The following is a 19,955-nucleotide window of genomic DNA, read 5'->3' as shown; positions in this document are numbered from 1 at the left end:
TCCAGAGGGGGTCGCCGGCCGACGCCGGCGGCCCCCGCACCGCCTCACGGACAGACGTGCGAGGAGCCGCGGTCAGGCGGCCAGCATCAGGTCTGCGGTCGGGGTGGCCGGAAGACGGGCGGCCTCGACGACGCGGGTCGGCTCCAGCACCGTCATGACCCGGTGCAGGCCGGTGGCGCGCAGCACCCGGGCGACCACCGGCGTCGGGTCGACGAGGATCAGCTCCCCGCCACAGGCCCGGACGCGCAGGTGCGCGGCGAGCAGCGTGCGCACACCGGCGGCGGAGAGCAGCCGAAGGCCGGACATGTCGAGCTGAAGCACCGAGCCCGCCGGAGCGGACCACAGCGCGGATCGGAACGCGGCCACGGTGGCGATGTCGACCTCGCCGGCCACTCGCACCTGGACCACCCGGTCACCCACGTTGACCTGCACGTCCAACCGGTCGCTGCGCTCTCCCATGCCCAGAAACCTATCCCCCACCACCGACACTTTCGCCCCTCGCCGGAGTGATTCCGGGTACGTCCAGGGTCATCCCCGGAGGCACCCCGGGTCCCTCTCGGGGTGGAGGCCCGGGGTGCGGTGCGCTGGGTCACCCGCCCTGGCCGATCGCCCCGGCGGGCGCCCCGACTCCCTCGGAGTCGACCATGGCGGCGGCGCGCGGCGGGTGCGGAGATGCGGGAACGGCTGACATCGGCGGGTGACAATGGACCGATGGTGATCCCCCGGCCCCGGCCGCCCCGGCTGATCCGGCCCGTACGCGAGCCCGCCACCGTGCCTCCCCCGCTCACCGGGGCGTGGGCCGCCACCGACAGCCGCCTCGACCGGGCCGACCTGCTGCCGCTGCCCGACGGCGCGGTCGGCCCGGAGGACGTGCTGGTCGACCCGGCTGGGCGGGTGATCAGCGGTGACGAGGACGGCCGGCTCTGGTGGTGGCCGGCCGACGCGCCCGCCGGCACCGAGCCCCGGCTGCTGGCCGAGACCGGCGGCCGGCCGCTCGGCATCGAGTCGGACCCGTCCGGGGAGGCGCTGATCGTCTGCGACGCGTACCGGGGGGTGCTGCGGGTCACGCCGGACGGGGCGGTACGCGAGCTGACCGGGACGGCGCCGCCGGTGCACCTGGCCAACAACGCGGCGGTGGCCCGCGACGGCACCATCTACTTCACCGACTCCTCGGACCGGTTCCCGGTCTCGCACTGGAAGCGGGACCTGCTGGAGCACCGCCCCAACGGCCGGGTGCTGGCGTACCACCCGGGCAGCGGACGCACCGACGTGGTGGCCGACGGGTTGTACTTCCCGAACGGGATCGCGCTGACTCCCGACGAGTCGGCGTTGATGCTGGTGGAGACCACCACCCACCGGCTGCTGCGCGTCGAGTTGGGCGGTGGGGTGCGGGTGCTGGCCGACCTGCCCGCATACCCGGACAATCTCTCCGCGGTGGGCGACGGGACGTACTGGATCGCGTTGCCCAGCCCCCGGGTGCCGATCGCCGAGCGGTTGCTGCCGCATCCGCGACTGCGTCAGATCGCCGCGCTGCTGCCCGACGCGATGCAGCCGCAACCGCGCCGCTACGGGCTGGTCGCGCTGGTCGACGGAGACGGAACGGTCCGCCGGACGCTGCACGGTCCGGCCGGGCACTACTGGATGATCACCGGGGTACGCCAGCACGGCGCCCACCTCTGGTTGGGCAGCCTGATCGGGCCGGGTGTGGCCCGCGTACCCCTGAACTGATGACGCGGGGTCGGCCCGCCGCGTTGGCGGGCCGACCCCGACGGCCGTCGGCGGTGTCTCAGCGACCGCTGACCGAGGGTGCCGGGGCGGGTGATCCCCCGGCCACCGCGCCCGGGTGCGCCGGTGCGGGCGGCGCGGGCTTCAGCCCGGACGGCACGGGCAGGGCGCTGCCCCGGACGAACTCGTCCCAGCTCACGTTCCACGCGGTCCAGCCGTTGCCCGGCTGCAACTCCACCTCGGTGCCCTTGACGGTGATCAGGTCACCGACCTGGGTCATACCCATCAGCCAGTCGGCCGCGGTGGCGGAGACGTTGGCGCAGCCGTGGGAGACGTTGGTGTTGCCCTGGTCCCCCTCCGACCACGGGGCCGAGTGGATGAACTCGCCACCCCAGGTGTAGCGCTGGGCGTCGTCGACGTCGACCACGTAGCCGCCGTTGGGTTCACCTCGGGTGTCGAAGGTGGTCCGCTCGTGCTTCTCCATGATCACCATCTTGCCGCTGGAGCTGGGTGTGCTCGGCTTGCCGAGGCTGACCGGGATCTGCCGGAGTTGCTTGCCGTCGCGCAGCACGGTCATCTGCTTGGTCGCGTTGTCGATCTCCAGCGCGAGTTGCCGGCCGATCTTCGAGGTCGCGGTGCGCTCGGCGTCGCCGACCCGGTCCTTGCCGATGGGCAGGCCCTCCAGGCCGGCCCGCACGCTGATGGTCGTCCCCGGCTTCCAGAAATCGGGGGCTCGGTAATAGACCTGCGATCCGTCGTCGAGCCACGACCACGTACCCGGTTGCGGCGGATTCGTCTTTACGAACAACCGCCGTTGGACATCTGCTCTGGCCTCTTTCGGAATTCCCGGGTCGAACGCCACGGTTACCGGCATCGCCGTGCCGTACGTCCGGTTGCCGACGAAATAGAGGGTGCTGGTGATCTGCGGCTTGGTGGACTTGGCCATCGTGGTGAACGTGGTGGTGCGCGTGGTGGTGGCGCCCGAGTCGCCGGTCGCGGTCACCTCGGCGGTGTACGTCCGCTTGGGCGCCAGCGGCACGCTCGGCACCCAGCCCGAGCCGTCCTCGCGCGGTTCGGCCTTGACCTGCGCGCCCTTGTCATCGGTGAGCCGCACGCCGGTGACCCGGCCACCCTTGACCGTGGTGCCCACCTCCGCGCTGACCGGGACCTCCCGGGCCTTGTCCCCCGGCGTCACGGTGAGTTCCGGTGGGGCGGCGTGCCCCTTGGCCGACCCGGTCGCCGCGTCCCGGTCGGCGGTACACCCACCCAGGACGAGTGGTGCGGCTGCGATGGTTACCGCCAACAGCGTCAGTCGCCGCCTCGACGTCATGTTCTGTCCCCCCGTTTTTGGCTTCCCTCTGTCACATTCTTGCCGCCTCGCCGGGAGCGTCCACGCCATTCACGAATAATCGGCGGCGCATTTATCGGCGCATTTTCCGGCGCTGCGCCAGTTGGCGGAGCAAAGGCCCGCCCGACCGTCGTGGCGTCCTTTGCTCCGCTTCAGCGGGCGCGGCACCGGGTGTCCGGATAGCCGGCGGGCCGTCCCGGCCGGGGCGGGGCGGGGCGGGGCGGGGCGGGGCGGGGCGGGGCGGGGCGGGGCGGGGCGGGGCGGGGCGGGGCGACCGGATGATCGCCCGGACGCGTACCGGCGGGAGGTCGGGGCCGGTGGCGCACCCCGGGCGCGGACTTTTGTCAGTTGGAGCGAAACTTCTGCCGAACGCGACGAAGCTTTGCCTTCGTCCGGAGGCAAGGGTAGGGTCCGGATCTAGATAGAGGGTTGCCCATTCGTCGATCAGCCTGCCGCCACCCTGCCGGGTCGCCGCGTCCCGCCCGATGGGTCCGGGTCGTGCCCCGCGCGCCGTCCCTCACCGTTCCGCCGGAGCCCGTCTCCGGCCGGTTCGGCGCGCCCGGGCGGCGGCAGCCGGTCGACCGCCGTCGACGGCGTGCCCCGCCGTCAGGAAGGGACCACCACCATGGATCAACAGACCAACCCTACGGAGCCGACACCGGCGTTCGAGGCGGTCAGCCGACGCGGCCTGCTTCGCGCGGCGACGGTATCCGCCGCCGCCGTCGGCACCGCCGGCCTGCTCGCGGGCCCGGCCGCCGCGGCACCCAGCGGGCAGAGCGGGCAGAGCGGGCAGTCCGGCGGACGTCGCCGGGTGCCGGTGGACCGGATCAGCATCCAGCTGTACACCCTGCGCGACCAACTGGCCGCCGACCTGCCCGGCACCCTGGACGCGCTGCGGCGGATCGGCTACCGGCGGGTGGAGCACGCCGGCTTCGTCGGACGCACCGCCGCGCAGTTCCGCGCCGCGCTCGACGCGGCGGGGCTGCGCGCCACCTCCGGGCACACCGGCATCCCGCAACCGTTCGACGACGCCACCTGGCAGCGTTCCCTTGAGGACGCGAACGTCGTCGGCAGCAAGAAGATCGTGCACCCGTACTTCGGTCGGGACGCCAACGGCCAGGCGATCCGGGATCCCGCCATCTACCGCGCCCTGGCACGGGACCTGAACCGCGCCGGCCGGCTCGCCGAGCGCGCAGGGCTCGACTTCGGCTACCACAACCACCAACTGGAGTTCGTGCCGCTGACCGACGGCTCGACCGGCTTCGAGATCCTCACCGGGCAGACCGACCCACGGCTGGTCCACTTCGAACTCGACCTCTACTGGACCTGGCGGGGCGCGCACGACCCGGTCGACGTGATCCGGGCCAACCGTGGCCGGATCCGCCAGGTGCACGTCAAGGACCTCGACGTCGAGGGCGGTTTCGCCGACCTCGGTGACGGTGTCATCGACTTCGGTCGGATCTTCGCCCACGAGCGGGAAGCGGGCATCGAGGAGTACATCGTGGAGCGCGACGACGCGGGCACCACGCCGCGCGCCCCCGCCGACGCCCTGGACACCGCCCGGGTCGGCTTCGACTATCTCGCCTCACTCCGGTACTGAAAACCACTTCGGGGGACGACCTGATGAACAGGACCGCATTCGCGTCCGCGCTGCTGCTGGTGACGGCCGGCCTGGCCGTGCCGCCGGCGGCCGCGGCCGCCGCCCCGGCCGCCGCGCCGCCGGACAGCAGCTTCCAGAAAGTGACACTGAACGACTTCCCCGGCGAGCCGATGAGCCTCGCCGTCCTGCCCGACCTTCGGGTGCTGCACACCTCCCGCACCGGTGAGGTCCGCATCCACGACCCGCGCACCGGGCTGAACACCCTCGCCGCCGACATCCCGGTGTACGAGCACGACGAGGAGGGGTTGCAGGGGGTCGCCATCGACCCGAACTTCGCCCAGAACAAGTGGGTCTACCTCTACTACTCGCCGCCGCTGAACACGCCCGTGGACGACCCCGCCACCCCCGGCGTCAACGAGGGGGACGCGCCGGAGACCGGCACCGAGGCGGACTGGCAGCGGTTCAAGGGCGCGCTGCGGCTGTCCCGGTTCAAGCTGGACGGGATGAAGCTGAACCTCGCCAGCGAGCAGCAGATCATCGACGTGCCCACCGACCGGGGCATCTGCTGCCACGTCGGCGGGCAGATCGACTTCGACAGCAAGGGCAACCTGTACCTGTCGACCGGTGACGACACCAACCCGTTCGCCTCCGACGGCTACGTCCCGATCGACGAGCGGGCCGACCGGAACCCGGCGTACGACGCCCAACGCACCTCGGCCAACACCAACGACCTGCGCGGCAAGCTGCTGCGCATCAAGGTGAAGGCCGGCGGTGGTTACACGGTTCCCGCCGGCAACCTGTTCAAACCGGGGACGGCGCAGACCCGTCCGGAGATCTACGCGATGGGGCTGCGCAACGCGTTCCGGTTCGCCGTGGACCGGCGGACCGACAACGTGTACCTGGCCGACTACTCCCCGGATGCCTCGGCGGCGAACCCCGAGCGCGGGCCCGCCGGTCACGGCCGGTGGATGCTGATCGACAAGCCGGCGAACTACGGCTGGCCGTACTGCGTGACGCCGACGATCGCCTACCGCGACTACGACTTCGCCACCGGTGCGTCCGGCGCCAGGTTCAACTGCAAACGCCCGGTGAACGAGTCACCGCACAACACTGGTAAGCGGCAGCTGCCGGCGGTCGAGCAGCCGCAGGTCTGGTATCCCGCCGCCGCGTCGGGTGAGTTCCCGCAGTTGGGCACCGGCGGCATCGGCCCGATGGGCGGCCCGGCGTACGACTACGACGGGACCAGCACGTCGCGGACCCGGTGGCCGGCCTACTACGACGGGGTGCCGCTGTTCTACGAGTGGACCCGGGACTACATCAAGGAGTTCCGCCTCGACTCCGACGGCGACGTGACCGACATCCGGCCGGTGGTGCCGTCACTGGTGGTGGACAACCCGATGGACCTGGAGTTCGGCCCGGACGGCGCGCTCTATGTCCTGGAGTACGGCGACGGCTACTTCGCCGAGAACCCGGACGCCCAGCTGTCCCGGATCGACTTCGTCCGGGGCAACCGGACGCCGATCCCGAAGATCAGCGGCACTCCGACCGTCGGGCAGGCGCCGTTGACCGTCGCGTTCTCCAGCGCCGGCACCACCGACCCGGACGGTGACAAGCTGAGCTACGCGTGGGACTTCAACGCGGACGGCTCGGTGGACAGCACCGACGCCAACCCGAGCTGGACGTTCCAGGAGAACGGCTCGTACACCCCGACGGTGAAGGTGACCGACCGCACCGGACGGTCGGCGTCGGCGACCCTGCCGCTGGTGGTCGGGCCGACCGCGCCGATCGTCGAGTTCGTCGCCCCGGTGGCCGGGCAGCCCTTCCAGTTCGGGCAGACGGTCGCGTACGAGGTGAAGGTCACCGACGATCTGCCGGTGGACTGCTCCCGGGTGAAGGTCACCTACGTGCTCGGGCACGACGAGCACGGGCACCCGCTCTCCACCGCGACGGGTTGCTCCGGGACCATCCCCACCTTCGTCGACAGTGGGCACAGCGGCGCGGACAATCTGACCGCGGTCTTCGTGGCGGAGTACACCGACGCGGGCGTTCCGCCGCAGTCCGGCTCGGCCACGGTGGTGCTGGACCCGACCCCGGTGGCCGGCCTGGCCGGCTGACCAGCGCACGCTGAGGGCGGCGGTGGCCGGATCACCCCGGCCACCGCCGCACGTCGTTCAGCCCTGGCCGTTCAGCCCGCGGCCGCTCAACTCCAACCGCTCAGCCGCTCAGCTGCTCAACTCCAGTCGCTGTCGACGTGGTTGTCACGCCAGCGTCCGCCGACCGGCGGGGTGTCCAGCCGCAGCCCGTCCTCGGCGTTGCCGGCGAGGTCGTTGTCCTCGACCCGGCAGTCCACGCAACTGCCGCGCTCGGTGATCCACAGCCCGTGGGTCTGGGTCCGGGTGTCGTGGTTGTCCCAGATCCGGTTGCCCCGGATGGTGGCCGAATCGAACGGCGCGTCGATGGTGATACCGGCCCGCCGCGCTGGTGCGGCGGACAGCTCGTAGGCACATCCCGGTGGCGGCACGTCCCCGCTCCAGGCGCTGATCCCGTCCGGGCGGACCGGGGCGAGGGTGAGTTCGTCGCCGGTGTTGGACGCCACCATGGCGACGGCGCGGCCGACCCGCAGGACCTTGCCCCGGTGGCCGTCGTGCGGCCAGTTCGCCGACCGGTCGACCAGGCACCGCTCGCCGTAGCGGACGGCTTCGCCCGTACCGCCGGCGCCCTGGGCGTACTGTCGCCCGTTGTTGCGGATCCGGTTGTTGAGCAGCACGGTGTCGGTCATCTGATGGTCGATCCGGACCGCGTCCAGCCCGTTGCCCCAGAACTCGTTGCTCTCGACGACCACGTCGCGGATCGAGCCCTGGTAACCGCGCCCGAGGTCGTGCGCGTGATAGCCGTGCCGACCGTTGCCGCTGATCCGGTTGCCCCGGACGGTGTACGGGCCGGGGCTGTTGCCGATGCTGACCCCGTCGCGCATGTTGCCGTCGATGACGCAGTCGGTGAGCAGCCCACCCCGGCCGGCCACGGACGAGGTGCCCTGCGCCGACACGTCGAAGCCGGTTTCCAGGTTGCCGGTCATCGTGCAGGCGGAGACGATCAGTCCGTCGGCCCCCCAGTCGGAGATGCCGAACCGGTTGCCCTGACTGTGGCAGCCGATGATGCGGATGCCGCGCGGTGGTGGCCAGTAGTCCTTCTGCAGCTCCAGGAAGATGCCGTTGGTGCCGTTGGCCAGGGCGGTGCAGTTGGCGATGGTCAGCCGCTCCACCGTTCCCCAGCCGCCGATGCCGACCCCGATGCCGGCGCCACCCAACTGTTCGCCGTTGTCGAGGCGGCCGCAGCCGACGACCACCACGCCGTCGATGAGGGAGTCCTGCAGGAAGTCGCAGCCGAGCCCGGTGGCGGCGGTGTGGTGGATGTAGAGGTTGCGGAACACCCCGCGCACCACGTACTGCAGGCCGAGGCCCTTGGCCAGGTAGTTGTACTCGGCCATCGCCACACCCGAGCCGTCGATCTGGAAGTCGGCGAACGTGCAGTCGGCGATGTGCCGGTCCCGGTCGGCGCCGTGCTGCACGGTGGTCCAGAAGGCCAGCGGGGTCGGGTCGGCGCGGTTGCCCTCGTTGCTGAGCATGAACCGGGTCGCCGCCGGACCAGCCCCGATCAGTGAGACCCCGCTGCGCCACACCGTGCCGGCGTCGCGGATCGAGTAGATGCCCGGCGGACAGTAGATGACCCGGGCCCGTCCGTCCGAGGCGTACCCGGCGCCGAGGCGGTCGACGAGGGCGGCCAGCGCCGGCTGGTCGTTGGTCGCGCCGTCGCCGGTCAGCCCGTACTCCAGCGCGTCGCAGTACAGCGGCGCGCCGGCCGCGGCGGGTCGTCGTACCCGGACGGAGTTGAGTAGCAGCTCGTTCGCCACGGGCCGGCTCCCTTCGACGCGTCTGGTGCGCTCCGGCGGGGCCGACTTCCCGATGACACCGCCGGGAAACCCCGGCCCGATGACGCGCCGGCCCCGGCGCCGCACGGGCGACGCCAGGGCCGGGGGGTACGCGCCTCAGACGGCGGCGATCAGCAGCGCCGGGCGTTCCACGCAGTCGGCGACGTGCCGCAGGAAGCCACCGGCCACCCCGCCGTCGCAGACCCGGTGGTCGAACGTGAGGCTGAGCTGCGTCACCTTGCGGACCGCGAGCTGCCCGTCAACCACCCACGGCTTGTCCACGATCCGCCCGACCCCGAGCAGCGCCGCCTCCGGGTGGTTGATGATCGGCGTGGAGCCGTCGACGCCGAACACGCCGTAGTTGTTCAGCGTGAACGTGCCGCCGGTCAGCCGGGCCGGCGGCAGGGCGCCCGCCCGCGCCGCGGTGGTGGTCGCCGCCAGTTCGGCGGCCAGCTCGGCGGTGGTGAGCCGCTGGGCGTCGCGCAGCACCGGCACCAGCAGGCCCCGGTCGGTCTGCGCGGCGATGCCCAGGTGCACCCCGGCGGACTGGACGATCCGCTGCGCCTCGGTGTCGACGCGGGAGTTGAGCTGGGGGAACCTGCGCAGGCCGCTGAGGCAGATCCGGGCCAGCAGGGCCAGGATGCTGACCGGCGCGTCGGGGGTGGCCGCGTTGATCGCCGCGCGGGTCTCCAGCAGCCCGGTGGCGTCCACGTCCACCCAGATGGTCACCTCGGGGATCTCCCGCCGGCTGCGGGAGAGCTTGTCGGCGATCACCTTGCGCACACCGGTGAGCGGGATGATCACGTCGCCGTCCCCGGCCGGGGCCGGGGTGACGTGCGGGTCCGGCACGGCGGCGAGCCGGGCGACGGGCACGGCCAGCACGGCCTCCACGTCCGCGCGGCGGATCACGCCGCCGGGCCCGGTGCCCCGGACCGTGCCCAGGTCGACGCCGCGCTCGCGGGCCAGCCGGCGCACGATCGGCGAGATGACCAGGGCCGCCGGCCCAGGGGTCGTCGCGCTCCCGACCAGGCCAACGGCGGCGGTCGCACCAGCCCCGCTGGGCCGGCCGGCATCCGACGGTGCGGGGTCGGTCGGTTCGGGGTCCACCGCCAGGCGGCTCCGGCGCCGTCGGCGGGTGGCGCCGCCGTGGCCGGTGCCGTAGCCGATCAGCACGTTGCCGGAGCCGGCCCGCTCCTCCTCGCGGTAGGTGGCGTGCCCGGCGGGCTCGTCGCCGCCGTCCAGCGGCGCGATGGTGATCAACGGCTGGCCGACCGGGCGGACCTCACCCGCCGCGCCGTGCAGGGTGACGACCCGTCCGGCGTACGGGCAGGGCACGTCGACGACCGCCTTGGCGGTCTCCACCTCGACGACACTCTGGTCGACCGTGACGATGTCGCCCACGGCGACCCGCCACTCGACGATCTCGGCCTCGCTCAGCCCTTCGCCCAGGTCGGGCAGGAGGAAGACCTGGGTCCGCTCGACGGTGGTCATGCCGCCGCCCAACGCGCGTCCGGCTGGTCGTCCCACTGCAGGCGGGCCACCGCGTCGAGGACCCGGTCCACCCCGGGCAGGTGGGTGTGCTCCAGCATCGGCGCCGGGTACGGGATGTCCAGCCCGGCGACCCGCAGCACCGGCGCGTGCAGCGCGTGGAAGCAGCGCTCCTGCACGCGGGCGGCGATCTCCGCGCCGACGCCGGCGAAGCCGGGTGCCTCCTGGATCACCACGCACCGGCCGGTGCGCCGCACCGAGGCGGTGATGGTGGCGTCGTCGAACGGCACGATGGTGCGCACGTCCACCACCTCCAGGTCCCAGCCCTCCTCGCGGGCGGCCTCGGCGGCCTCCAGTGCCACCGGCACCGCCGGCCCGTACGCCACCAGGGTGGCGTCGCGCCCCGGCCGGCGCACGACGGCCCGGCCGAACGGTTCGGCACGCGCCGGCAGCGACGCGTCGGCGCTGGCGAAGTAGAGCTTCTTGGGCTCCATGAAGACCACCGGGTCGGGGTCGTCGATCGCCTCGCGCAGCAGCGAGTACGCGTCCTCGACGGTCGCCGGGGTGACCACCTTCAGGCCCGGGGTGTGTGCGTAGTACGCCTCGGACGAGTCGCAGTGGTGCTCCACCCCGCCGATCCCACCGGCGTACGGCACGCGGATGACGATGGGCACGCTCAGCGCGCCCCGGGTGCGGTTGCGCAGCTTGGCGACGTGCGAGGCGATCTGCTCGAACGCCGGGTACGCGAACGCGTCGAACTGCATCTCGACCACCGGCCGCAGCCCGGACATGGCGAGACCGACGGCGAAGCCGACGATGCCGGCCTCGGCGAGGGGGGTGTCGAAGCAGCGCTTCTCGCCGAAGCGGGCCTGCAGGCCGTCGGTGATCCGGAAGACGCCGCCGAGCGCACCGACGTCCTCGCCGAAGACGACGACCCGCTCGTCGGCGGCGAGGGCGTCGGCCAGCGCGGTGTTGAGCGCCTTCGCCATGGTGGTGGCCATCAGGCGGCACCGTCCTCGTCACTCGCCGCGGCCAGCTCGGCGCGGACCTGTTCCCGCTGCTCGATCAGCTGCGGGGTGGGTTCGGCGTACACGTGGTCGAAGAGGCTCAGCGGGTCGACCGTGGGCTGCTCGTTCATCCGGGTCCGCAGGTCCGCCGCGTACGCCTCGGCCTGCTCGGCGATCTCGGCGACCGCCGCGTCGTCGAGGACGCCGCGCGCCCGCAGGTAGGTCTCCAGGCGGGCGAGGGGGTCGCGGTCGCGCCAGGCGTCGACCTCGGCGCCGTCGCGGTAGCGGCTGGCGTCGTCGGCGTTGGTGTGCGGCTCCATCCGGTAGGTGTGCGCCTCGACGAGGAACGGCCCGTTGCCGGCGCGGGCGTGCGCGACCGCGCGGGTGAGCACGGCGAGCACCGCGACGGGGTCGTTGCCGTCGACCTGCTCGCTGGGTACGCCGTAGCCGACGCCCTTGTACGCGAGCGACGGCGCGGCGGTCTGCCGGGACAGCGGGACGCTGATGGCGTACCTGTTGTTCTGCACGAAGTAGACGACCGGCGCCTTGAACACGGCGGCGAAGTTGATCCCCTCGTGGAAGTCGCCCTCGCTGGTCGCGCCGTCGCCGATGAAGGCCAGCGCCACCGTGTCACGGCCCTGGTACGCCTCGCCGTGGGCGAGGCCGGCGGCGTGCACGCACTGGGTGGCCAGGGGCGTGCACTGCGGCGCGGTGTGCACGGCGGTCGGGTCGTAGCCGCAGTGCCAGTCGCCGCGCAGCAGGGTGAGCACCTCGACCGGGTCGATGCCCCGGGCGACCAGCGCCATCGACTCGCGGTAGGTGGGGAACACCCAGTCGGTGTCGCGGACCGCGAGCACCGCGGCGACCTGGCACGCCTCCTGACCCCGCGAGGACGGGTAGACGGCGAGCCGACCCTGTTTGGTCAGCGCGGTCGCCTGGGTGTCGAAGCGGCGGCCGAGCACCATCCGGCGGTACAGCTCGCGCAGGGCCTCGACGGGCGGCTCCGGGTAGTCGGTGCGGGCGGGCAGCGGCGTGCCGGTCGGGTCGAGCAGGCGGACCGGTTCGGCGTCCGGGAGCAGCGGGCGCGCCGGGTCGGGCGGGGTGACCGCCCGACGGGGACGCGGGGATGCCCTGCGGACCGCCTGGGGAGTGGTCGTCACGGCGGAACCTCCTGGGACGTGTGGTGAGCCTATGCTTCCGCCTGTCGGATGATTGACTCAAGATCCATCAGAAAGGCGGGACGATTGGCATGCTGAGGGAGCTTCGGTGAGCCAGGAGGCCGCGGACGAGGTGAGCCGGGCGAGCGGATCGGGACGATCGGTTCGGCACCTCGACGAGGTGGACCGGCGGATCCTCGACGAGCTGGTCCGCGACGGTCGGACCTCGGTGCGCACCCTGGCCGAGCGGATCCACATCTCCCGCACCAACGCGTACGCCCGGGTGGAGCGGCTGCTGCGCGACGGCGTGATCACCGGCTTCCACGCCCAGGTGGCACCCGAGGCGGCCGGGCTGGGCACCTCGGCGTACATCGCGTTGACGATCGAGCAGAACACCTGGCGGGAGGTCTCCGCGGAGCTGGCCCGGGTGCGCTACATCGAGCACGCCGCGCTGCTCGGCGGCGACCACGACGTCCTCGCGTTGGTCCGCGCGCCGGACAACGCCGCGCTGCGGGACGTGGTGCTGGGTCGGGTGCAGAGCATCCCGGGGGTGCTGTCCACCCGCACCTGGCTGGTCTTCGAGGAGTTCGACGGGGCGGGCAGCCCCTGGGTGTGACCGGCTCAGCGCTCCGGTGGAGCCTCCAGCCCCTCGGAGTCGGCCAGCTCCAGCAGCGGCTCCAGCAAGTGCCGGTCGCCGTCGAGGCCGGCGTGCGGGTCGCCGCGTTCGGCGAAGCGGGCCGGCATGGACAGCACGTCGAAGTCCTCCGGCCGGGCGTCGTCCAGCTCCGCCCAGTCCAGCGGCGCCGACACCAGCGCCCGCGGCGTCGGCCGGATGGAGTACGCCGAGGCCATCGTGTGGTCCCGCGACATCTGGTTGTAGTCGACGAAGACCGGCCGGTCCCGTTGGTCACGCCACCAGGTCGTGGTGACCAGCTCCGGCAGCCGCCGCTGCATCTCCCGACCCAACGCGAGCACCGCCCGGCGGCACTCGCCGAAGCTCCACCGGGGCTCGATCGACAGGTAGACGTGCAGGCCACGGCCGCCGGTGGTCTTCGGGTAGCCGGTCAGACCCAGCTCGGCGAGGAACGCCCGCACCTCCCGGGCCACCGGCACCACCTGCTCGAACCCGACACCGGGCATCGGATCCAGGTCGATGCGCAGTTGGTCCGGGCGTTCCACGTCGGCGGCGCTGACCGGCCACGGGTGGAAACGCAGGGTGCCCAGGTTGGCCGCCCAGATCACCACGGCCAGCTCGCTCGGCGCGACCTCGTCGGCCGTACGGCCACTGGGGAAGGTGATGTGCGCGGTCCGCACCCACTCGGGCGCGCCCGCCGGCAGCCGCTTCTGGTAGAAGGCGTCGCCCCGGTTGGTCTGCCGGGTGGCGATCGTCGCACCCTCGAACACGCCGCGCGGCCAACGTTCCAGCATCGTGGGCCGGTCCCGCAACGCGCGCAGGATGCCGTCGCCCACCGACAGGAAGTAGCGCACCACGTCCAGCTTGGTCAGCCCGCGCTCCGGGAAGTACGGCTTGTCGGGGCTGGAGACGCGGACCAGCCGCTCCCCCACCCGGATCTCCTCCGCTGCCGTGGCCACGCCCCTGAGGGTACGACGCGTGGAAGCGACGACGCGGCAGGCTCGGTCAGCTGATCAGCAGGACGCCGGCGAGGATCAGGGGCAGTCCGACGAAGAGGAAGATGCCGACCCCGGTCAGCACCCGCCCGCCGCCGGCCTCCTCGCGCTCCGGCGCGACACCGAAGGTCGCGCGCGGGCCGAGCATGCCCATCCGGCTCAGCGTCAGGTCGCCGGTCACACCGAACAGCGCGCCGACCACCATCAACGCGATGCCCAGCCGGGCGGTGTAGTCGCCGCCGGCCACCGCCACCCACACCGCCGCCGCGACCGCGACCAGCACCGCGGCGACCACGAACAACACCAGCGCTTCCCGTAGACCGCGCACGACCGTCATCGACGACCACCTCCCACCGGCGGACATTGTTCCCCATCGACCCGTGGCGGCGCTGCCCCGAACCCGACGACGGCGCCCGGCGTCGCTCCCGCCGGTCGGCGGGCCCGCACGGCGGCCGGGGTGGGCGGTTACCGCCGGCGGCGCCCGGGTAGGGGGTCGGCATGGCGGAACTGGCAACGCTGTGGATCATCCGACACGGGGAGAGCACCGCGAACGTGGCGGCGAGCCGGGCCGAGGCGTCCGGGGAAGAGCTGATCGGGCTCAGCCACCGTGACGCGGACGTGCCGCTCTCCCCCACCGGCGAGGACCAGGCCCGGGCCACCGGACGGTGGCTGGCCGGGCTGCCACCGGACCGCCGACCGGACGTGGCGGTGGTGTCGCCGTACCTGCGGGCGGTCTCCACGGCCGAGCTGGCGCTGCACGGCACCGGGGTGCCGGTGAGCCGTGACGAGCGGCTACGCGACCGGGAGCTGGGCATCCTCGACGGTCTGACCGGGCACGGGGTGCGACGGCGGTTCCCGGACGAGGCCGAACGCCGGACCCGGCTCGGCAAGTTCTACTACCGGCCGCCGGGCGGCGAGTCCTGGACCGACGTGGCGCTGCGGCTGCGGACGCTGCTGGGTGACCTGCGCCGTGACCACGAGGGCCAGCGGGTGCTGCTCTTCGGCCACGACGCGCTGGTCTTCCTGCTGCGGTACCTGGTGGAGGGGCTGACCGAGGCGCAGCTGATGGCGTTGACCCGGGAACACGTGATCGCCAACTGCTCGATCACCGACTGGTCCGCAGACGCGCGGGACCGGCTGACGCTGGGCGGATTCAACGAGGTCGGCCACCTGCACCGGCAGGGCGCCGAGGCGACCAGGGAGGACGAGATCCATGCCGAGCCGGTCTGAGGTGAAGGTGATCACGGCGGGACTGCTGCGGGACTGGGCGCTGCCGGTACCGGTCGGCGGCAAGGAGAGCCGGGGCACCGTGCTGGTGGTCGGCGGTTCCCGCTTCACCCCCGGCGCGGTGCTGCTCGCCGGGGTGGCCGCGCTGCGCGCCGGCGCCGGGGTGCTCCAGCTCGCCGCCGCCGAGTCGACCGCCGCCACGCTGAGCATCCAGGTGCCCGAGGCGCTGGTGGTCGGGCTGCCGGAGACACCCGACGGCGCGGTCGCCGCCGACCCCGACGGCCAACTCTGCGAGCTGGTCGGGCAGGCCGACGTGGTGGCCCTCGGCCCCGGACTGAAGGCGATCGACGAGACGAACCGCCTGCTGGGCCTCGTCCTCGACGCGGCCCGACCGCAGACCGCGCTGGTGCTCGACGCGTACGCCCTCGGCGCCCTGAGCCACGACCCCGGCCTGCTGGTCGGCTCGGGCCGGCCCGTGGTGCTCACCCCCAACGTCACCGAGGCGGGTCACCTGCTCGGCCGCGATCCGGGCGACGACCTGGACGCCGAGGCGGCGGAGCTGGCCGCCCGCTACGAGGCGGTCGTGTCGCTGTACGGGCACGTGGCCGCACCGGACGGGCGGGGATGGCGGGAGGAGAGCGGCGACGCCGGTCTGGGCACCTCCGGCAGCGGTGACGTGCTCGCCGGGCTGCTGGCGGGGCTGCTCTCCCGGGGTGCGGACCCGGCGCAGGCGGCCTGCTGGGGTTCGTTCGCGCACGCGGTGAGCGGCCAGCGGTTGATTCCCCGCTACGGCCGGATCGGCTTCCTGGCCCGGGAACTGCTCGACGAGATCCCCCGGACGCTGGCCATGGTCTGAGGCGATTTCACCTTGTTTCCGCTGTCGGCGTGGGGGTACCGGAACCACACCAGACGAGATTTCAGGGAGGTCATGCCGGTGTCGACCGATGCCATCGTCCTGCTCAAAGAGGACCACAAGGAGATGCGCCGCCTGTTCAAGGCCTTCCAGGACGCCGAGGAGGGGCCGGCGAGCCAGCGGCAGAAGCTGGTGGACCAGATCCTGGAGGCCCTCACGGTGCACACCTATCTGGAGAACGAGGTGATGTACCCGGAGGTCCGTCGGCTGCTGCCGGACCTGGAGGACGACATCCTCGAGTCGTACGAGGAACACCACGTCGCCGATGTGCTCTGCGCCGAGCTGGCCAGCATGGACGCCGGCGACGAGCGCTTCAACGCCAAGACGACCGTGCTGATCGAGAACGTTCTGCACCACGTCGAGGAGGAAGAGGAGGAGTGGTTCCCCAAGGTGCGCGACGCGCTGGGTCGTAAGCAGCTCCAGGAGATCGGCGAGAAGATGATCGCGCTGCGCGCGGACGCGCCGCGTACCCCCACCGCCCCGAAGGCGATCAAGAAGGCGCTCGATGCGGTGACCGCCTGAGTCACCCCGCGCACACCGAGGGCCCGGCGACCCGCCGGGCCCTTCGGCGTCCCCCGGCGGGTCGCGTCCGGAGGTCGGCCGGGACCGCCGTGGCCGGCCCGGTAGGATCGGCACGGGCCGTTACTGGCGCGTGGGGATGGACAACCATCGGGGAGCGGCCCCGTCACGAGGACGTTTGCCGAGCGCCTGGGCCTTCCCGCACGTCTGTTGGAGGTCGCATGTCGCGCAACGCCGAGTCCACCGCATTCCGGAGCGCCCTCGAGGTGATCCGTGCTGTCGAACCGCGGGTGGCCGATGCCATCGGCGCCGAGCTGACCGACCAGCGGGAGTCGCTCAAGCTCATCGCGAGCGAGAACTACGCGTCCCCGGCGACGCTGCTGGCGATGGGCAACTGGTTCAGCGACAAGTACGCCGAGGGCACCGTCGGGCGTCGCTTCTACGCCGGCTGCCAGAACGTGGACACCGTCGAGGCGCTCGCCGCCGAGCACGCCCGCGAGCTGTTCGGCGCCGCGCACGCGTACGTGCAGCCGCACTCGGGCATCGACGCCAACCTGGTCGCGTTCTGGGCGATCCTCGCCGACCGGGTGGAGTCTCCCGCGCTGAAGAAGGCGCAGGTGCGCCAGGTCAACGACCTCACCGAGGCGGACTGGTTCGCGCTGCGCCGTGAGCTGGGCAACCAGCGGATGCTCGGCATGTCGCTGGACGCCGGCGGTCACCTCACCCACGGCTTCCGGCCGAACATCTCCGGCAAGATGTTCGACCAGCGCAGCTACGGCACCGACCCCGCGACCGGCCTGATCGACTATGACCGGGTGGCCGAGGCGGCCCGCGAGTTCAAGCCGCTGATCCTGGTCGGCGGTTACTCGGCGTACCCGCGGAAGGTGAACTTCCGGATCCTGCGGGAGATCGCCGACTCGGTCGGCGCCACCTTCATGGTCGACATGGCGCACTTCGCCGGCCTGGTCGCGGGCAAGGTGTTCACCGGCGACTTCGACCCGGTGCCGCACGCGCACATCGTCACCACCACCACCCACAAGTCGCTGCGCGGCCCGCGTGGTGGCATGGTGCTCTGCCAGCCGGAGCTGGCCGACCAGGTGGACCGGGGCTGCCCGATGGTGCTCGGTGGTCCGCTGCCGCACGTGATGGCCGCGAAGGCGGTCGCGCTCGCGGAGGCCCGCCGCCCCGACTTCGCCGACTACGCCCAGCGGATCGTGGACAACGCGCAGGCCCTCGCCGAGGGGCTGCTGCGCCGGGGCGCGACGCTGGTCACCGGCGGCACCGACAACCACCTGGTGCTCATCGACGTGTCCGGCTACGGGCTCACCGGACGGCAGGCCGAGCAGGCGCTCCTGGACTCGGGCATCGTCACCAACCGCAACTCGGTACCGCAGGACCCGAACGGGGCCTGGTACACCTCCGGCATCCGGATCGGCACGCCGGCGCTGACCACCCGGGGGCTGGGCACCACCGAGATGGACCAGACCGCGGAGCTGATCCACACCGTGCTCACCCAGACCACCGCCGCCGCCAACACCGACGGCACCCCGTCCAAGGCCAAGTACGCGCTGGACCCGGCCCTGGCCGACAAGATCGCCCGCCAGGCCACCGACCTGCTGGCCCCCCACCCGCTCTACCCCGGCATCGACCTGGCCTGACCCCGACCACTCCCGTCGATCATGGAGTTGTGGTGCCCGGTACGGGCGGGTAGGCGGCTTTCGTCCACCACTACAACTCCATGATCGACGCGGTCAGGCCGGTCGGGGTCAGGCCGGTCGGGGCGGTCGGGGCGGGGCGGGGCGGGTCAGGTCAGGGGGCGCTTGAGGTGGTAGCGGTGGACCTCGGTGCTGCCCTGGACGTTGTTCACGTCCTCGGCGGCGGAGACCAGCTCCCAGCCCTCCCGGCCGGCGCGGTTGAGGTGCGCGATGGCGGTGTCGCCGAAGGCGGTGATGTCCTTGCGAGAGCCGTCTGGGGCGTACCAGACGAACGAGACGTGGAAATTGCGGCCCTGTCCCTGATAGCGGCGGACGAGCAAGGCGTACTCCCAGGCAACCATGCGGCCCATTATGACCGTCCACAAGTGAGATCAGGCGGTTGGCGGGCCAGCTCGTCGATGATCAGGGCGGACAGCCGGTCCAGCCCGACGTCGATCTGCTCCGGCGTCACCGCGCTCACCGACAGCCGCAGCGCGCACACCGGCGCCGCGTCGTCGTAGAAGTGCGCCATCGGCGTCCACAGCACCCCGTAGTCGCGCGCCGAGCGGTCCAGCAACGCGTCGTCGACCGGGAAGGGCACGGCCACCACCACGAAGAACCCGCCGGCGGGCACCGTCCACCGGACCGGCGCCGGCCCGTCGCCGCGATCCGGGAACCGCCGGGCCAGCCCGGCCACCAGGTGGCGCAGATTCCGGGAGTACGCCGCCCGCTCGCGGGTGTTCGCCGGGACGAGGCTGCACCCGTGCTCCAGCAGCCGGCCGCCGATCACCGCCTGCGCGATCGGTGACGTGTTCACCGTGACCATGCTCTTGATCATGGCGAGCTGGTCGGCGAGCGGGCCGATCCGGCCGTCCGCGTCGGCCACCCGCTGGTCGGCGACCACGTAGCCGACCCGCGCGCCGGGCAGCACGGTCTTGGCGAACGAGCCCAGGTAGATCACCCGCCGCTCGGTGTCCAACGCCTTGAGGGTGGGCGGGCGGGCGCCGTCGTCGAGGTGGAACAGCCCGTACGGGTTGTCCTCCAGCAGCAGCAGGTCCTCCTCGGCCGCCAGTGCCAGCAGACGTCGCCGCTCGGTGGTGTCGATGCTGACGCCGGACGGGTTGGCGAAGTCCGGCATCACGTAGCAGGCGCGCGGCCGGAGCCCCGCGGCCCGGGCCCGACCCACCTGCGCCCGCAGGTCCGCCAGGTCCACCCCGGACGGCCCACCGGCGACCGGCCACACCGGCAGATCCACCAGCCGGGCCGCCCCGGTCAGCCCCACGTAGGTCGGTGCGACCGCGAGCAGCACATCCGTCGGTCCGGCCCGCAGTGCCCGCAGCACCAGGAACATCGCCTCCTGGCAACCGACGGTGACGACGACGGCCTCCGGGTCGACCGTGATCCCCTCGTCGACCGCGAGGTGACGGGCGATCAGGTGGTGCACGACGCCCTTGGTCCGGCCGTACTGCAACAGCAGCCGCCGGGCCTGCTCGGGTGAATACGCCAGCTCGTCGACGAGATGCCGGTGGAACGTGTCCAGGTGCCGGTGCACCGACGCGACGTCGAAGAACTCCTCGTACGGGCGGCCGGCGGCCAGGGACACCGCCGCCGGATAGCGCTCGGACACCTCGTTGAGAAAGTTCATCGAGGTCAGCGCCGGATCACCGAGCGCGGGGTGCAGGTCGACGAGGCGCAGATCGACCGGGTCGGTGACGGTCAC

General features: G+C 72.5%; 18 protein-coding genes and 1 riboswitch. Of the genes, 8 read left to right on the top strand and 10 right to left on the bottom strand.

The window, feature by feature from the left end; all coding sequences use genetic code 11:
- Positions 1-72: 72 nt before the first annotated feature.
- Complete coding sequence (locus AB0H52_RS13010; RefSeq protein ID WP_151493238.1) at positions 73-459, bottom strand: STAS domain-containing protein; 387 nt, start codon at positions 457-459, stop codon at positions 73-75.
- Between the two features lie 252 nt (positions 460-711).
- Between AB0H52_RS13010 and AB0H52_RS13005 the strand changes: the two genes are divergently transcribed.
- Complete coding sequence (locus AB0H52_RS13005; protein ID WP_151493239.1) at positions 712-1,728, top strand: SMP-30/gluconolactonase/LRE family protein; 1,017 nt, start codon at positions 712-714, stop codon at positions 1,726-1,728.
- 58 nt (positions 1,729-1,786) lie between these two features.
- On the opposite strand, the gene AB0H52_RS13000 is transcribed toward AB0H52_RS13005, so the two are convergent.
- Positions 1,787-3,055 carry an Ig-like domain-containing protein gene (locus AB0H52_RS13000; RefSeq protein ID WP_357947104.1) on the bottom strand — a complete coding sequence of 423 codons (1,269 nt, stop codon included), beginning with the start codon at positions 3,053-3,055 and terminating at the stop codon, positions 1,787-1,789.
- 643 nt (positions 3,056-3,698) lie between these two features.
- Here AB0H52_RS13000 and AB0H52_RS12995 point away from each other — a divergent pair.
- Together AB0H52_RS12995 and AB0H52_RS12990 are read left to right on the top strand one after the other, a co-directional pair.
- A complete protein-coding gene (locus tag AB0H52_RS12995) occupies positions 3,699-4,673 on the top strand; it encodes a sugar phosphate isomerase/epimerase (RefSeq protein WP_357947101.1) in 975 nt (324 codons plus the stop codon).
- A gap of 23 nt (positions 4,674-4,696) precedes the next feature.
- Positions 4,697-6,787 (top strand): PQQ-dependent sugar dehydrogenase, encoded by a 2,091-nt coding sequence (locus AB0H52_RS12990; protein ID WP_357947098.1) that lies wholly within the window; start codon positions 4,697-4,699, stop codon positions 6,785-6,787.
- A 116-nt stretch (positions 6,788-6,903) separates the two neighbouring features.
- Here AB0H52_RS12990 and AB0H52_RS12985 read toward each other — a convergent pair whose 3' ends face one another.
- From AB0H52_RS12985 to pdhA, 4 genes are all read right to left on the bottom strand, one after another.
- Entirely contained in the window at positions 6,904-8,583 is a 1,680-nt protein-coding gene (locus tag AB0H52_RS12985; RefSeq protein ID WP_357947095.1) for a right-handed parallel beta-helix repeat-containing protein, read from the bottom strand.
- 135 nt (positions 8,584-8,718) lie between these two features.
- Complete coding sequence (locus AB0H52_RS12980; protein ID WP_357947178.1) at positions 8,719-10,104, bottom strand: dihydrolipoamide acetyltransferase family protein; 1,386 nt, start codon at positions 10,102-10,104, stop codon at positions 8,719-8,721.
- Positions 10,089-11,093, bottom strand: a complete 1,005-nt coding sequence (locus AB0H52_RS12975; protein WP_192580420.1) for an alpha-ketoacid dehydrogenase subunit beta — start codon at positions 11,091-11,093, stop codon at positions 10,089-10,091. Before AB0H52_RS12975 ends, AB0H52_RS12980 begins: the two co-directional genes overlap by 16 nt.
- Entirely contained in the window at positions 11,090-12,289 is a 1,200-nt protein-coding gene (gene pdhA / locus AB0H52_RS12970; RefSeq protein ID WP_192580421.1) for a pyruvate dehydrogenase (acetyl-transferring) E1 component subunit alpha, read from the bottom strand. Before pdhA ends, AB0H52_RS12975 begins: the two co-directional genes overlap by 4 nt.
- Positions 12,290-12,362: 73 nt before the next feature.
- Here pdhA and AB0H52_RS12965 point away from each other — a divergent pair, with 73 nt between their 5' ends.
- A complete protein-coding gene (locus AB0H52_RS12965; RefSeq protein WP_151491967.1) occupies positions 12,363-12,869 on the top strand; it encodes an Lrp/AsnC family transcriptional regulator in 507 nt (168 codons plus the stop codon).
- Between the two features lie 5 nt (positions 12,870-12,874).
- On the opposite strand, the gene AB0H52_RS12960 is transcribed toward AB0H52_RS12965, so the two are convergent.
- Together AB0H52_RS12960 and AB0H52_RS12955 are read right to left on the bottom strand one after the other, a co-directional pair.
- Entirely contained in the window at positions 12,875-13,846 is a 972-nt protein-coding gene (locus tag AB0H52_RS12960) for a DNA primase small subunit domain-containing protein (RefSeq protein WP_151491968.1), read from the bottom strand.
- Between the two features lie 46 nt (positions 13,847-13,892).
- On the bottom strand, positions 13,893-14,219 hold the full coding sequence (locus AB0H52_RS12955) for a hypothetical protein (RefSeq protein ID WP_151491969.1): 327 nt from the start codon (positions 14,217-14,219) through the stop codon (positions 13,893-13,895).
- 161 nt (positions 14,220-14,380) lie between these two features.
- On the opposite strand from AB0H52_RS12955, the gene AB0H52_RS12950 reads away from it, so the two are divergent.
- From AB0H52_RS12950 to AB0H52_RS12935, 4 genes are all read left to right on the top strand, one after another.
- Complete coding sequence (locus AB0H52_RS12950) at positions 14,381-15,112, top strand: histidine phosphatase family protein (protein ID WP_357947091.1); 732 nt, start codon at positions 14,381-14,383, stop codon at positions 15,110-15,112.
- Positions 15,096-15,965 (top strand): NAD(P)H-hydrate dehydratase, encoded by an 870-nt coding sequence (locus tag AB0H52_RS12945; protein WP_357947088.1) that lies wholly within the window; start codon positions 15,096-15,098, stop codon positions 15,963-15,965. Before AB0H52_RS12950 ends, AB0H52_RS12945 begins: the two co-directional genes overlap by 17 nt.
- A 78-nt stretch (positions 15,966-16,043) precedes the next feature.
- The gene (locus AB0H52_RS12940) at positions 16,044-16,544 is read left to right on the top strand and encodes a hemerythrin domain-containing protein (RefSeq protein WP_151491971.1); all 501 of its coding nucleotides are present in this window, start codon (positions 16,044-16,046) and stop codon (positions 16,542-16,544) included.
- 109 nt (positions 16,545-16,653) lie between these two features.
- Positions 16,654-16,743: riboswitch (ZMP/ZTP riboswitch) on the top strand.
- Between the two features lie 19 nt (positions 16,744-16,762).
- Positions 16,763-18,199, top strand: a complete 1,437-nt coding sequence (locus AB0H52_RS12935; protein ID WP_151491972.1) for a glycine hydroxymethyltransferase — start codon at positions 16,763-16,765, stop codon at positions 18,197-18,199.
- A gap of 146 nt (positions 18,200-18,345) precedes the next feature.
- On the opposite strand, the gene AB0H52_RS12930 is transcribed toward AB0H52_RS12935, so the two are convergent.
- Entirely contained in the window at positions 18,346-18,606 is a 261-nt protein-coding gene (locus AB0H52_RS12930) for a hypothetical protein (protein WP_151491973.1), read from the bottom strand.
- Positions 18,606-19,955 carry a PLP-dependent aminotransferase family protein gene (locus AB0H52_RS12925; RefSeq protein ID WP_357947084.1) on the bottom strand — a complete coding sequence of 450 codons (1,350 nt, stop codon included), beginning with the start codon at positions 19,953-19,955 and terminating at the stop codon, positions 18,606-18,608. Before AB0H52_RS12925 ends, AB0H52_RS12930 begins: the two co-directional genes overlap by 1 nt.

This window comes from Micromonospora sp. NPDC050695, from assembly GCF_040654415.1.
Lineage (GTDB): Bacteria > Actinomycetota > Actinomycetes > Mycobacteriales > Micromonosporaceae > Micromonospora.
Note: the sequence above shows the minus strand (reverse complement) of the source record. Positions and strands in the feature narration are given on the sequence as shown.

Coding starts and splice junctions, on each gene's coding strand:
- AB0H52_RS12950 (WP_357947091.1), top strand. CDS start 14,381: ATGGCGGAACTGGCAACGCTGTGGATCATCCGACACGGGGAGAGCACC.
- AB0H52_RS13000 (WP_357947104.1), bottom strand. CDS start 3,055: ATGACGTCGAGGCGGCGACTGACGCTGTTGGCGGTAACCATCGCAGCC.
- AB0H52_RS13005 (WP_151493239.1), top strand. CDS start 712: ATGGTGATCCCCCGGCCCCGGCCGCCCCGGCTGATCCGGCCCGTACGC.
- AB0H52_RS12955 (WP_151491969.1), bottom strand. CDS start 14,219: ATGACGGTCGTGCGCGGTCTACGGGAAGCGCTGGTGTTGTTCGTGGTC.
- AB0H52_RS12990 (WP_357947098.1), top strand. CDS start 4,697: ATGAACAGGACCGCATTCGCGTCCGCGCTGCTGCTGGTGACGGCCGGC.
- AB0H52_RS12935 (WP_151491972.1), top strand. CDS start 16,763: ATGTCGCGCAACGCCGAGTCCACCGCATTCCGGAGCGCCCTCGAGGTG.
- AB0H52_RS12945 (WP_357947088.1), top strand. CDS start 15,096: ATGCCGAGCCGGTCTGAGGTGAAGGTGATCACGGCGGGACTGCTGCGG.
- AB0H52_RS12930 (WP_151491973.1), bottom strand. CDS start 18,606: ATGGGCCGCATGGTTGCCTGGGAGTACGCCTTGCTCGTCCGCCGCTAT.
- AB0H52_RS12995 (WP_357947101.1), top strand. CDS start 3,699: ATGGATCAACAGACCAACCCTACGGAGCCGACACCGGCGTTCGAGGCG.
- AB0H52_RS13010 (WP_151493238.1), bottom strand. CDS start 459: ATGGGAGAGCGCAGCGACCGGTTGGACGTGCAGGTCAACGTGGGTGAC.